The sequence below is a fragment of the Halosimplex litoreum genome (assembly GCF_016065055.1).
Lineage (GTDB): Archaea > Halobacteriota > Halobacteria > Halobacteriales > Haloarculaceae > Halosimplex > Halosimplex litoreum.
In genome coordinates, this window is sequence record NZ_CP065856.1 from 2,764,099 (window position 1) to 2,777,552 (window position 13,454).

Consider the following 13,454-nt stretch of genomic DNA (forward strand, 5'->3'; position numbering starts at 1 on the left):
TGCGAGCGCAAGCGACCGATTGTCGTCACCGGGTCGTCCCTACCCTGCCGTCACCGGATTGCACTCGTCCCGTCGTCACCGCCGTCAGGCGTCGCCGTCCGGCCCGTCGTCGCCGGTCCGCCGGAGCCCCAGTGCAGCCAGCCCACCGACGCCGGCCAGCGCCGTCCACACTGGCAGCGAGCCATCACCGCTGGTCGTCGTCGCCGCGCTACCGTCGTCGCTCTGGCCGTCCCCACCCCCGGTCGGCGTCGCCGTGGCCGTGGCGGTCGGCGTCGCCGTGGGCGTGACGGTCGGCGTCGCCGTGAGCGTGGCGGTCGGCGTCGCCGTGGGCGTTGCGGCCGGGGCCGCGGTTTCGGCGACCGTCGGCGTGGCGGTCGCGGTCGCGGTATCGGTGACCGCGGGCGTCGCCGTCGGCGTGGCGGTCTGTGTCGCCGTAGCGGTCGGCGTCGCGGTCGGCGTCGGGGTCTCCGTGGCGACCGTCGTCGCGTCGCCCTCGGCGATGGCGGTGACGCCGTCCCCGACGGCGTAGACGGTGTCCGAAACCGCCAGCGACGGCGTGCCGACACCCAGTCGCGCCCGCCACAGTTCGTTGCCCTGCCCGTCGAAGGCGACGACTTCCCCAGCGGTCGTCGGGACGTACACGGCGGCGTCGCCGACGGCGGGCGCGCTTCGCACCGGGCTCCCGACGTCGACGCGCCAGATCTCCTCCCCGTCCTGGTCGCCGACCGCGTAGAGGCTCCCCGCCTCGGTGGCGACGTACGCCCGACGGCTCTCGAAGGAGGGCGTCGCGGAGACGGCGCCGTCGACGCCGTACGTCCAGCGGGTGTCCCCGTTGCGGGAGTCGAGCCCGTAGACGGTCCCGGCGTCGGTCCCCACGTAGAGGAAGTTCCCCTTGATAGCCACCGAGCCGCCGACGCTCCCCGGGACGGTCGCCGTCCAGCGCTCGCGGCCGGTCTCGATGTCGACGCCGTGGACGGTCCCGGACTCGGTGACGGCGTACGCCGTCTCGGTGTCCCGCGAGGCGGCGACCGCCGTCGAGACGGCCTCGCCGACCTCGTACTCCCAGTTCGTCCGCCCCCGTATCGGGTCGAACTCGTAGAGGAAGCCGGCGTCGGTCCCCACGTGGACCTCCGAGTCGCCGATCGAGGTGGTGATCGACGGTGCCACCGGGGCGCCCTCGACCGTCACCGCCCACGACTGTTCGGCGCTGCGGGTGTCGACGGCGTACACGGTCCCGCCCTCGGTGCCGGCGAACACGTCCCCGTCGTAGAAGGCCGGACAGCCGCTCACCGGGGTCTCGGTCTCGAACGTCCAGTCGCCCTCGCCGTCCTGATCGCTGACCGCGACGATGCCGTCGTCCGTCCCGAACGCGAGACGGTTGTCCTTGAGCGCCGGCGCTGTCGCCGCGACGTGGTCCGTCCGCCAGCCGATCCGGACGCCGTCGACCGGTCCCTGGTCGTTCGTCGCACCGCGGTGGACCGCGTTCTGCCCGAACATCGGCCATTCGGTGTGGGTCGTCGCGGTCGCCCCGACGCCGTCGCTGCCCGCCGCCGCTCGGTCGTCGCCCGCCGCGTCCGCGCCGCTCGCGACTCCGTTCAGGAGTCCCACGCCCGCGAGACCGCCCGCCAGCGCCCCGAGGAACCGCCGCCTGCCGGGTCGCCCGTCGTCGCTCATCGACGGCCTCCCTCGGCGTCGGTCGATCGCCCGTTCGCCCACTGTCGCTCGCCCTGAACCCGTTCCATGCCGTGAGGACTGTCGACTTTCGGGAAATAACTTTCCGTTGGCACAGGATCGGCCGCGACCGGTCAGGGTCGCGGCCGGGCCGCGCCGGGTCGCCGCTCCGGCCGTCCCGGGGCGTCGCTTACCACTCTAGCTGGCCGCCGCTCTGGTACTCGGTGACCTGCGTCTCGAAGAAGTTCTTCTCCTTGTCGAGGTCGGCCGCCTCGGACATCCACTCGAAGGGGTTGTCCGTCCCGTACTGCTCGGGCAGGTCCAGTTGCGAACAGCGCCGGTCGGCGACGTACTCGACGTACTCGGCGAACTGCTCGGGTCCCATCCCGAGGACCTCGTCGGGGCAGGCCTCGCGGGCGTAGCGCTGCTCGAGTTCGACGGCCTCGCGGATCAGCTCGACGATCTCCGCCTCGAAGTCGTCGGTCCAGGCGTCGGTCTCGGTCCGGATCTGGTCGATCAGGTCGACGCCGAAGCCCAGGTGCAGCGACTCGTCGCGCATGATGTACTCGAACTGCTGGCCGATGCCCGTGAGTTTGTTCTGGCGTTTCAGCCCGAGCATCATCGCGAAGCCGGCGTAAAAGAAGATGCCCTCCATGACGACGTAGAAGCCGATCAGGTCCCGGAGAAAGGCGCGCACGTCCGCCTCGTCGTCGATGGTGAACTCGGGGTCGTCGACGACGCGGGTCAGGTCGACGACGAAGTCGTCTTTCGCCTCGATGGCCGGGATGCGGTCGTACATGCCGTAGAGGTACTCCGGATCGAACCCCAGCGAGTCACAGCAGTAGATGAACGTGTCGGTGTGGACGGCCTCCTCGTAGGCCTGCCGGAGGAGATACTGGCGACACTCCGGCGCGGTGACGTAGTCGTAGACGGCGAGGACGATGTTGTTGGCCGTCAGCGACTCGGCGGTCGAGAAGAAGCCGAGGTTCCACTCCACGAGGTCCTTCTCGGCCTCGCTGAGCGTGCCGTCCTCGTACTGTTTGGCGTCCTCGCCCATGGGGATCTCCTCGGGCGTCCAGTTGTTGGCGACGCCCGACTGGTAGTACTCGCGGGCCCACTCGTAGTCCATCGGCAGGATCTTGTTCGGGTCGTGCGTGTCGTCGTCAGTCGTGTAGGTTATCGGCATCGTGAGTTGCTCCTGATGGTCGCTCGCAGGTCGGTGCTCACTGGCAGGCGTCGCAGGTCGGGTCCTCGACGCTCGGCAGGTCGCTGTCGGTCGATCCGTCCGTCTCCGCTCCGCTGTCGCCCTCGGCCGTCCCGTCGCTCCCGGCCGGTCCGTCCGCGCTCACGTCGCCGCCGCGGTCTTTCGTCTGTGTCCGGCCGTACTCGCTCATGTCCAGCGTGGACTTCTCGAACTGGCTGGCGCCCAGCGTCCGCAGGTAGTAGGTCGTCTTCAGGCCGAGGTCCCAGGCGGTCTCGTACACGTCGGCGAGGAGACTCCCGTCGGTCTCGGGGAAGAAGACGTTGTGGCTTTGGCTCTGGTCGATCCAGACACCGCGAGCCGCGCTCAATCGGAGCTGGTGGCGCGGGTCGACCTCGAAGGCCGTGCGGTACAGCTCCCGCAGATCCTCCGGGATCTCGGTGATATCCTGGACGGAGCCGTCGTGGAACTTGATCCGGTCGCGGACCTCGTCGGTCCAGAGGTCCCGGGCTTCGAGGTCGGCGACCAGGTCGTCGTTGACGACCGTGAAGTCGCCGCTCATGTTCGACTTGACGTAGAGGTTCGAATAGAGCGGCTCGATGGAGGCGGAGGTGCCGGCGATGGTCGAGATCGTGGCGGTGGGCGCGACGGCCATCGTATTGGAGTTGCGCATGCCGTGCTCGGCGACGTGCTCTCGCACCCGGTCCCAGTCGAGTCGCTCCGAGACCTCGACGTCGACCTCGCGGCCGCGCTCGTCTTCCAGGAGCTCGACGGTGTCCTGCGGGAGCAGGCCGCGGTCCCACTTCGACCCCTCGTAGCTGTCGTAGGTCCCGCGCTCGGCGGCGAGCTTCGAGGAGGTCAGGATCGCGTTGTACGCGACGAACTCGGTCACTTCGTCGGCGAACTCGACGGCGTCCTCGGCGTTCATCGGAATCGACTGCTCGATCAGCGCCTCGTGAAAGCCCATCATCCCGAGGCCGATGGGACGGTGAGTCGTGTTCGAGTCCGCCGAACGGTCGGTCGGGTAGAAGTTCAAGTCGACCACGTTGTCGAGCATCCGCATCGCCGTCTCGACGGTCGATTCGAGCTTCGCGCGCTGAATGCCCTCCTCGGTCACGTGCTCGGAGAGGTTGATCGACCCGAGGTTACAGACCGCGGTCTCCTCGGTGGAGGTGTTGAGCGTGATCTCCGTACAGAGGTTCGACGAGCGGATGGTGCCGGCGTGGTCCTGGGGCGAGCGGACGTTGCAGGCGTCCTTGAACGTGATCCACGGATGTCCGGTCTCGAAGAGGCGAGTGAGGGTATCGCGCCACAGATCCGCGGCGTCGACCCGTTCGTACTGGCGGAGTTCGCCCGCGTCGGCCTTCCGTTCGTACTCGCGATAGAGTTCCGCGAACTCCTCGCCGTGGGCCTCGTGCAGGCCGGGCACCTCGTCGGGCGAGAACAGCGTCCATTGCTCGTCGGCCTGCACGCGCTTCATGAACAGGTCGGGGACCCACGCGGCGGTGTTCATGTCGTGGGTGCGCCGCCGTTCGTCGCCGGTGTTGCGCTTCAGGTCGAGGAAGTCGGGGTAGTCGAGGTGCCACGGCTCCATGTAGGCGCAGGCGGCGCCGCGACGCTTGCCCGAGCGGTTGATCGCGGCGGTCACGTCGTTGGAGATCTTGAGGAACGGCACCGTGCCCGTCGACTCGACGCCGGTCGACTCGATGAGCGAGCCCGAGGCCCGCACCGGCGTCCAGTCGGTGCCCAGGCCGCCGGACCACTTCGAGAGCTTGGCGTGGGACTTGTAGGCGTCGAAGATGCCCTCCAGGTCGTCGGGCACGGTCGTGACGTAACAGGAGGCCAGTTGCGGGTGGGTGGTACCGGCGTGGAACAGCGTCGGTGAGGAGTGGACGAACCGCAGTGTCGACAGCAGTTCGTAGAACTCGCGTGCGCGCTCGGCGCGGTCGTCGACGGGCTCGCGCAGGGCGATCCCCATCGCGACGCGCATCCAGAACGCCTGGGGGAGTTCCAGCGGGTCGCCGTCGTCGTCGAGGAAGTACCGCTGGGCGAGCGTGTCGACGGCGATGTAGTCGAACCGTTCGTCCCGTTCGGGCCGGATGGCTGCGGCCATCTCCGCCAGGTCGTAGGTCAGGAGCCGCTCGTCGACGATGTCGGCGCGGACTCCCTGCTCGATCCCCTCGACGAACGCCTCGCGGTAGGCGTCGGCGTAGTCGTCGTCCAGATCGCCCGCGTCGTCGTCGGCGACGCGACCGTCCGCGTCGGCGGGGAGCGCCCAGTCGTCGCCCGGCGGGTTCTCGCCGGTGACCGCGCGGAAGTGTTTCCGACGGGCGACGCGGGCGGCCGCGTCGTCGTAGGCGGGGTGCCGTTCGATCCGGGCGGTCAGCTCCCCGACGATGCCCTCGTCGCGCTCGTCGGCGTCGACGCCGTCGTACAGCGACCGCTCGACCGATTCGACCAGCTCGTCGAGAGTCTCGTCGTCGATGATGTCTTCGTGGCCTGTGCGTGCGCGCTCCAGGACGGAGCGGATCGTCGACTGCGCTGTCAGCGTACTCATGGTAGTGTCGCCACTGTTCGGTGGCAAAGCGGCACACGTGGCCGCTCGGCTACCCGGGCGATCGCGCCCGAGACCTCCGAATACGGCCGCTCGCGGTGCGTTCTATCCTGTCCGACGCGTCCCGAATAAAGCTTTCCAACAACGCTTTCACTAAGACAAGTTCAGTTGTTCAGGGTGCAACGAGGGGCGGACGGAGGCGGGTAGAGGACGCGAGAAGAGACGGACGCGAGCGGAGACGCGAACCGTTACAGTTCGTCGACTGGTTCGGGGACGACGCCCTCCTCGTCGTCGCCGCCGGCGAGGTCGTACTCCTCGCGGAGTTCGTGGATGCGGTCGCGGATGTCCGCCGCGAGTTCGAACTCCAGGTTGTCGGCGGCGTCCTCCATGCGCTCCTGTAGCCGTTCGATGGCGCGGGCGGCCTCCTCGTCGTCGTCGGGGGCGAGCGAGGCGGCGCCGTCGGTGTCGGTCTTGGACCCGGGCAGCGAGGACTCGCCGATCTCCTTGTCGATGGTCGTCGGCTCGAAGCCGTGTTCCTCGTTGTACTCCTCCTGGATGCGGCGGCGGCGGTTGGTCTCGGCCATGGCCGACTCCATGGCGTCGCTGGGGTCGTCGGCGTAGAGGACGACTTCGCCGTTGACGTTGCGGGCGGCCCGGCCCATGGTCTGAACGAGCGTGGTCTCCGAGCGGAGAAAGCCCTCTTGGTCGGCGTCGAGGATCGCGACCAGCGAGACCTCGGGGATGTCCAGCCCCTCCCGGAGGAGGTTGATGCCGACGAGCACGTCGATGTCGCCCAGCCGGAGCGAGCGTATGAGTTCGTGCCGTTCGAGGGTGTCGGTCTCGTCGTGCATGTACTCGACGGCGACGCCGGCCTCCTCCAGGTACTCCGTGAGGTCCTCGGCCATCCGCTTGGTCAGCGTCGTGACGAGGACCCGTTCCTCGCGCTCGACGCGGTCATCGATCCGGTCCAGGAGGTCGTCGATCTGTCCTTCGGCGGGCGAGACCTCCACGGCGGGATCGACGAGGTGGGTCGGCCGGACGATCTGTTCGACGACCTGCTCGCTGTGCTCCCGTTCGTAGTCGGCGGGCGTCGCGCTCACGTAGAGGGTCCTGTTCGTCTTCTCCTCGAACTCCTCGAAGGTGAGCGGGCGGTTGTCGTAGGCGGTGGGGAGGCGAAAGCCGTTGTCGATCAGCGACTCTTTCCGGGAGCGGTCGCCGGCGAACTGCCCTTTGATCTGGGGGATCGTCTGGTGGGACTCGTCGATGACGGTGAGGAAGTCGTCGGGGAAGTAGTCCAGCAGGGTGTACGGCGCGTCGCCGCTCTCCCGTTCGGAGAGGTGGACCGAGTAGTTCTCGATGCCCGAGCAGTAGCCCGTCTCCTTCATCATCTCTAGGTCGAAGGTGGTCCGCTCGTCGATGCGCTGGGCGGCGACGTGGTTCCCGTTACGCTCGAAGTAGCGCACTCGTTCCTCTTTGAGTTCCTCGATCTCCGCGATAGCACGCTGGAGGCGCTGTTCGGGGATCGAGTAGTGTTCGGCCGGGTGGACGAGCACGGCGGGCTCGCTCGACTCCACCTCACCCTCCAGCGGGTCGACCTTGAGCATGCGGTCGATCTCCGACCCCCAGAACTCCACGCGGACGGCGTAGCGGCCGTACATCGGGTAGATTTCGAGCGTGTCGCCGCGCACCCGGAAGGTGCCCTGGGTGAAGTCCACGTCGTTGCGCTCGTAGTTCAGATCGACCAGCCGCTTGAGGACTTCGTCGCGGTCGATCTCCTGGCCGACCGCCAGTTCGAGGCTCATGTCGACGTAGTTCTGCGGGTCGCCCAGCCCGTAGATCGCGGAGACGGAAGCGACGACGATCACGTCGTCGCGGGTCAGCAGCGAGCGGGTCGCGGAGTGTCTCAGCCTATCGATCTCGTCGTTGATCGAGGCGTCTTTCTCGATGTACTTGTCGGTCTGCTCGACGTAGGCCTCGGGCTGGTAGTAGTCGTAGTAGGAGACGAAGTACTCGACGGCGTTGTCGGGGAACAGCTCTCGGAACTCCTCGTACAGCTGCGCGGCGAGGGTCTTGTTGTGGGCGATCACGAGCGTCGGCATCTGGGTCTCCTCGACGACCCACGAGACGGTGTTGGTCTTGCCAGACCCCGTCACGCCGAGCAGTGTCTGTTCGTCCATGCCCCGTCGGAAGCCGTCGGCGAGCCCTTCGATGGCCTCGGGCTGGTCGCCCGCCGGGTCGAAGGGGGCGTCGACCCGGAAGTCGCTCTCGGCGTCCGGTCTGTCCGGCGAGAGAGGGCCTTCGGTGTCGCTCATTACTCGGGGCTAGTGGCGGACGGACTTGAGAAGCGTGGTCCGAACGCAGTGAGGACCACGCAATTGCGAGCGGGGAACGAAGTGACCCGCGAGCAGCGAGGCGCGAGCGAAGCGAGCGCCTCGGAAACGCGAACGGGCGCGAAGCGCCCGTGAGCGACGGGCGGACCACGCAATTGCGAGCGGCGCGGGAGGTGCGAGCGGCGAACGCCGGCCGCAGGTTCACCGGGGTCGCGCTCTAACGCGCGGGCATGCAGGTGTACTGCACCGACGGGACCGTCGTCGACTGTGCCAGGTACGAAGTCAACGAGTACGGACTCGTCCTGTACGGGACCGAGACTCAGCAGGACCGGGAACGCTACGACACGGGCGACCCCCAGCAGGTCGGATTCGTGCCCCACGACCGGCTGTGGTACGTACTGCCCGAAGGCGTGACACCGCAGGTAGGACTGTCGGCGCCCGGGCAGGCTCAGCCCGACGTGGGGACGCGACCGCAACCACGGCCGCGAGGGTGAGACGGCGGCGCGGTGGTGCGGTCGGGTGGACCCCGCGGTTCCCCTACGGCTGGAAGCCCTGTCGTTCGATCTCGTCGGCGAGCGGGCCGGGGAGGTACTCGTCCTCGCCGGGGGTGATCTCGGGGGTGAGCCAGCCGCCCTTGCAGTAGTGGTGGGCGTCGTGCTGGCAGGCGCCCGGCGCGTCGATACGACCGACGACGTTGTGAAGCAGTTCGTGGACGACGACGTGGCGCTGGGTCGGGTCCGCAGCCCCGGCGTCGACCAGCGCGAACCGACCGCCGACCGAGCCGTAGCCGACGGCGTCGTCGGCGAAGTGGGTCACGACGACCTGGTGATACGCGCCCGCGCGCGGTCCCAGCCGGTCGCGGTAGTGGTCGGCCCTGATCGTCTGGAAGTTCTCGCCCGTGAAGACGACGGTTTCGTTGACCTGCCCGCCCCTGCGGACGTGGACGTCGATGCCAGTCTCCGTCCGCGCGCGGACCGGCATCTCCGCGAACTCGGACTCGACGAAGTCGTAGAACGCGGGCGAGGGGGCTTCGACGCCGCGGGCGTAGTCCACCTGAACGTACAGGTCCATCGCCAGCGGGTCGCTCTCGGGGAGAGGGGCGCCCGACGGCGTCTCCCCACGGTACTCCCAGCCGTCGAGGAGCCTGTCGCCGTCCGTGTCGGCGACGGTGGGGTCGGTCCCGAGTGCGACCTCGCGCCGGTCGCCGAGACCGTCGTCGTCGGTGTCGGGGTCGAACGGGTCGGTGCCGAGGTCGAGTTCGCGCTCGTCGGTGAGCCCGTCGGCGTCGGCGTCGACCGACCGCGGGCTCGTCCCCCGTTCGAGCTCTCTGGCGTCCGAGACGCCGTCGCCGTCGGTGTCGGGGTTCAGCGGGTCGGTACTGAGATCGATCTCGCGTCCGTCGAGGAGGCCGTCGCCGTCCGTGTCGGGGTCGAACACGTCGGTGCCGAGTTCCCGCTCCCGGCTGTCGGCGAGCCCGTCGCCGTCGGAATCCAGCGCGTCGACGCCGTCGGGCTCGTCGGCCGACGGCTCGGTCCCGGAGTCGGAGTCACCGTCTCCGGTGGCGTTCGACCCGCTCGTCTCGCCGGCTCCGTCGGCCATATCGCCGGCCGACGAGACGCCCAACTGTTCGAGCTTCTCGAGAAACACGTCGCTGGCGTCCCCGCTCCCGAGCGGGGACGTGTCACCCGTCTCGCCCGTCGGCACCGCTGCAGGCCCGTCGCGAGCGTCGACCGTCTTCGCCCCCAGCGCTCCGACGCCCGCGACGAGTACCATGCCGAGCAACACCATCGCCAGGACGCGACGCACACGCCCCTCGTGAACTCCCTCCGTAAAAATAGTTGGTCATACGACGTGAACGCGTCGACCGCGCGTTCACTCACCAACGACGGAGACAGACGGAACGAGGCGGGCGGGACGAGGCGGAGTTAACAGACCGGCTTCGGGTTGACGCCCAGTTCCTCGAGCGTCTCGAAGTAGTCCTCGTAGTCGGCCTCGATGGCGCCGGTAGCGGCGGCGACGGCGTCGTCCCGGTCGTCCGCGCTCTCGCAGGTGTCGGCGATCAGGTCGCTCGCGCGCTCGACGTACTCGTCGTAGTCGTCGCCGAACGCACGGAACGTGCTCGCGGTGCGGGGGCTGGCCTGGCCGACGAAGTAGCCGACGACCTGGTCGGCGTTGTTGCCTGCCGCCAGCGCCCAGCCGACGAACGCGCCGAGCCGCTCGGTGGTCCCGGAGACACCCTCGAGGTGGGCGGCCACCGCCGGTTCCTCGCCGGGGTCGTACTCGCCGCGCTCGTCGGCGGCCGCCTCGGCGTGGTCACGCTCGGTCGCTGCGGCGTCGGCGAACAGCTCGCTCGCCTCGCCCGACTCCTCGTCGGCCCAGGCGTCGAAGCGCTCGGCGGCGAAGTGCGCACGGTCGGCCGCGGCACCCGTTACGGCGTCGTCGTCCATCTCGCCCTCGGTGTCGGCGTACAGCGCCTTCGACGAGCCGAGCCGCGACAGCGGCGTCGCCGACTCCTCGCGGACCGTCTCGGCGAACTCCTGTGAATCCATGTCGGACCCGTCGGCTGGCGGCGGCTTGTAACCATCGCCTCCCGTCGCGACGGACGGTTCCGGGGCCGCTGTGCCCGCTCGTCGACCGCGCCGCGTCCCGGAACGGCTCGCCGCGAGGCGCCCTTTCATGGAGCGATCGGCCGTTACGGCGGTATGGAGATCAGACACGCCGACGCCGTGGCGACGCGACCGGGGCGAAACTACGTGCTGGTGCGCGTCGAGACGGCCGACGGACTCGTCGGCTGGGGCGATGCAACGCTCAACGGCCGTGAGAAGGCCGTCGAGGCCACACTCGACCACCACGTCGCGCCCGAACTGGAGGGGCGCGACGCTGCCCGCGTCGAAGACGTCTGGCAGTCCCTCTTCCGGGGCACCTACTGGCGGGGCGGACCGGTGCTCAACAGCGCACTCTCCGGGGTCGACATGGCGCTGTGGGACCTGAAAGGCAAAGCGGCCGGCGCGCCGGTCTACGACTTGCTCGGCGGTCGCACCCGCGAGCAGGCGACCGCCTACACGCACTGCGGTGACGACGATATCGACGCCATCGTCGACAACTGCGAATCGGCGGCCGAGCGCGGCTTCGACCACTTCCGGGTCAACGTCGGCGACCCGGCGGGCGAGTACCTGAACCTCGACCGCGTCATCGACGGCGTCGGCGAAGTCCGCGAACGGCTCGGACCGGACCCGGAACTGATCGTCGACATCCACGGTCGGGCGAGCCCCCGGGAGGCCAGACGCGTCGCGAGCGGGCTCGAAGCCGCCGACCTGTACTTCCTCGAAGACCCCCTTCGACCGGAGAATCGCGACGCGTTCGAGCAGCTGCGGGCGGCGACGACCGCACCGCTGGCGATGGGGGAGCTGTTCACGAATCCCTGGGAGATGCGGCCGCTGATCGAGGACGAGTTGGTCGATTTCCTACGAGTCGACCTCTCGCACGTCGGGGGGATCACGGCCGCGCGGAAGCTCGCGGCAGTCGCCGAACACCACTACGTCGAGACGGCCTTCCACGGGCCGCCCGACCTCTCGCCGGTCGGCCAGGCCGCGAGCGTCCACGTCGACCTCGCCGTCCCGAACTTCGGCGTTCAGGAGTTCACCGACCACGAGGCGGTCTACGGCGACCCCATCGGCGACGTGTTCTCCGGCGGTGCGACGCTGGAGTCGTCCGTCGGCGGGCTCGACGTTCCGGACGAACCGGGGCTGGGCGTCGACGTCGACCGCGAGGCCGCGCTGTCGTACGAGTACGAGCGCAGCCACCTCCCGACCGTCCGACGGGAGGACGGCAGCGTCGCCGACTGGTGAACGGCCCGACGGCCGCTCGCGGACCCGAAAACACTTGACCGAGACTCCCACACTACGATCGATGCCCTCCCGCTCGCCCTCCCGTCGCGAGTTCCTCGCAGCCGCCGGCCTGGCCGCCGGAACGTCCCTGGCCGGCTGCGCTGCCGTCGAGGGACTCTCCGGCGAACAGCAGCTGACATACACGCTCGACACCGACCGGATCGGCACGTCGCTCGCACCGCTGGCGCTGTGGGAACCGCCCGAGGAGCCCCGTCCCTGGACCGCCGACTACGCGGCGAACGTCGACGCCGCCGTCGCCGGCGAGCGCCCGACCACCCACGGCTACCGACCGATTCCCGACGGCGAGTACGTCGAGCGCGACGACACGTACTACCGACTCGCCGTCGTCACGACCGGCCTCGAACGGATCGAACGTCCGGTCCTCCGACTGGAGTGGGTCGGGCGGCTCGACGAACTGGACGATCCACCCGGTCGGGTCCGTCTCCCGGCGCTGACCCGACTGGACCAGCGCGCGGTCAAGATCGCGTACGTCGCCGCCCGCCACCGCGAGGTGGGCGGGACCGCTCCCGGCGGCGCGGTCGAGGCTGGCGGCTACGTCTACCGCCGGGGCTACGAGGGGCCACAGAGCGCGTTCGCACCCGACCCGCTGCACGAGCACGTCGAGTTCAACGGAACCGTCCTCGAAGTCTCCGTCGAGCGCCGCGAGTTCGCCGAACCCGCGAGGACCGGCGTCGCGATCCCGGTCGCCGACTCCGAGGCCGGGTTCGAGCGCGCACTCGACGGCGAGATGGTCGACGCGCGGCTCGACCCCGAGACGCTCTCGGAAGACCAGCGGCCGATGCTGTACCGCGACGGCTACGAGGAGACGACGCCGCTGTCGGAGGACTACCGCGAGCTGATCGCGGATCTGGGGCTCGGCGACCTGCTAGACGTCGGTACCGAGACCGGTTCCCGCGCCGAGAACGGGCTGCATCTCGCGCTGGGCGAGGAGTACTACCGCTACGGGCTGTACGTCAATCCGGCGGACTGACGGCCGGAGGCCGCCCGGACGGTCCCGCCGTTCAGTTCGCGTCGGCCCAGTCGACGGCGTTGCCCAGCAGCGTCACGAACGAGTCGTGGCCGAGCGCCTCGTCGGTGTGGCCCAGCGAGATGTACGCGACGCGGCCTTCCTCGTCGTTGGTCCAGACGACGGGGTACTCCTCGAGGTCGGGGTGGGCCATCGTCGCGAGCACTTGCACGTCCTCGTCGACCGTCACCTGGTAGGGCTCGTCGAAGACGCTGAAGTCCTCGACGCCCTCGGTGATCGGGTGGTCCTCGACGATTTCGACGCTGAACTCCGAATTCTCGGGGTGGGTGAGGAAGTGCCCGCCGATCAGCTCGCGCAGTTGCGGGAACGGCTCCTCGCGTGGGTCGAGCAGTTCGTCGGGGTCGTCGGCCGCCGTAGAGGTCAGGTCGGAGGCGCAGTGGACGCCGACGTAGCCGCCGCCGGCCTCGACGTGGGCCAGCAGCGCGTCGAGTTGGTCGTCGGTGAGCGACGAGTCCGTGAGGTAGTCGACGAGCACGTCGTACTCGCCGGTCAGGGCGTCGCGGTCGGTCGTGATCGTCAGGTCGTACCCTTCCAGCGCGGCCGCGAAGGCGTCGCGCTTCTCGTCGATAGCGTGGAACGGGAAGGTGTTCTCCCCGACCACGAGCACGCGTGTCATGTCCGTCCCGTCGGCGCTCGCCGGGTTAGCTCCACCGGTCCCGGAAGCCGCTTCGGGGACCGCCGGCGGCCGCGTAGACGTCACCGGGACCGTCGTCTGTGGCTCGTTCGCACTGATCGTATGTCCTGTGAACACATACCTGCTAAA

At 69.2% G+C, this 13,454-nt stretch carries 10 protein-coding genes; 3 read left to right on the top strand and 7 right to left on the bottom strand.

The annotated features are described in order from the left end of the window. Positions 1-84: 84 nt before the first annotated feature. The 4 genes from I7X12_RS13660 to uvrB all read right to left on the bottom strand — a co-directional run bounded on the left by I7X12_RS13660 (position 85) and on the right by uvrB (position 7,738). A complete protein-coding gene (locus tag I7X12_RS13660) occupies positions 85-1,674 on the bottom strand; it encodes an outer membrane protein assembly factor BamB family protein (RefSeq protein WP_198060617.1) in 1,590 nt (529 codons plus the stop codon). A gap of 187 nt (positions 1,675-1,861) precedes the next feature. After that, positions 1,862-2,857 (bottom strand): ribonucleotide-diphosphate reductase subunit beta, encoded by a 996-nt coding sequence (locus I7X12_RS13665; protein ID WP_198060618.1) that lies wholly within the window; start codon positions 2,855-2,857, stop codon positions 1,862-1,864. A gap of 37 nt (positions 2,858-2,894) precedes the next feature. After that, positions 2,895-5,429 carry a ribonucleoside-diphosphate reductase subunit alpha gene (locus tag I7X12_RS13670; RefSeq protein WP_198060619.1) on the bottom strand — a complete coding sequence of 845 codons (2,535 nt, stop codon included), beginning with the start codon at positions 5,427-5,429 and terminating at the stop codon, positions 2,895-2,897. A gap of 245 nt (positions 5,430-5,674) precedes the next feature. Continuing rightward, complete coding sequence (gene uvrB, locus I7X12_RS13675) at positions 5,675-7,738, bottom strand: excinuclease ABC subunit UvrB (protein ID WP_198060620.1); 2,064 nt, start codon at positions 7,736-7,738, stop codon at positions 5,675-5,677. 248 nt (positions 7,739-7,986) lie between these two features. Between uvrB and I7X12_RS13680 the strand changes: the two genes are divergently transcribed. Further along, the gene (locus tag I7X12_RS13680) at positions 7,987-8,250 is read left to right on the top strand and encodes a hypothetical protein (RefSeq protein ID WP_198060621.1); all 264 of its coding nucleotides are present in this window, start codon (positions 7,987-7,989) and stop codon (positions 8,248-8,250) included. A gap of 43 nt (positions 8,251-8,293) precedes the next feature. Here the strand turns inward: I7X12_RS13680 and I7X12_RS13685 are convergent, their stop codons facing one another. Together I7X12_RS13685 and I7X12_RS13690 are read right to left on the bottom strand one after the other, a co-directional pair. Further along, positions 8,294-9,562, bottom strand: coding sequence for a hypothetical protein (locus I7X12_RS13685; RefSeq protein WP_198060622.1), 1,269 nt, complete (start codon positions 9,560-9,562; stop codon positions 8,294-8,296). A gap of 119 nt (positions 9,563-9,681) precedes the next feature. Continuing rightward, a complete protein-coding gene (locus tag I7X12_RS13690) occupies positions 9,682-10,305 on the bottom strand; it encodes a rubrerythrin family protein (RefSeq protein ID WP_198060623.1) in 624 nt (207 codons plus the stop codon). Between the two features lie 153 nt (positions 10,306-10,458). On the opposite strand from I7X12_RS13690, the gene I7X12_RS13695 reads away from it, so the two are divergent. Both I7X12_RS13695 and I7X12_RS13700 read left to right on the top strand, forming a co-directional pair. Continuing rightward, the gene (locus I7X12_RS13695; protein ID WP_198060624.1) at positions 10,459-11,604 is read left to right on the top strand and encodes an enolase C-terminal domain-like protein; all 1,146 of its coding nucleotides are present in this window, start codon (positions 10,459-10,461) and stop codon (positions 11,602-11,604) included. Positions 11,605-11,665: 61 nt separating this feature from the next. After that, a complete protein-coding gene (locus tag I7X12_RS13700; RefSeq protein WP_198060625.1) occupies positions 11,666-12,634 on the top strand; it encodes a hypothetical protein in 969 nt (322 codons plus the stop codon). Positions 12,635-12,665: 31 nt separating this feature from the next. Here the strand turns inward: I7X12_RS13700 and I7X12_RS13705 are convergent, their stop codons facing one another. After that, positions 12,666-13,307, bottom strand: a complete 642-nt coding sequence (locus I7X12_RS13705) for a ThuA domain-containing protein (protein ID WP_198060626.1) — start codon at positions 13,305-13,307, stop codon at positions 12,666-12,668. Positions 13,308-13,454 lie beyond the last annotated feature (147 nt).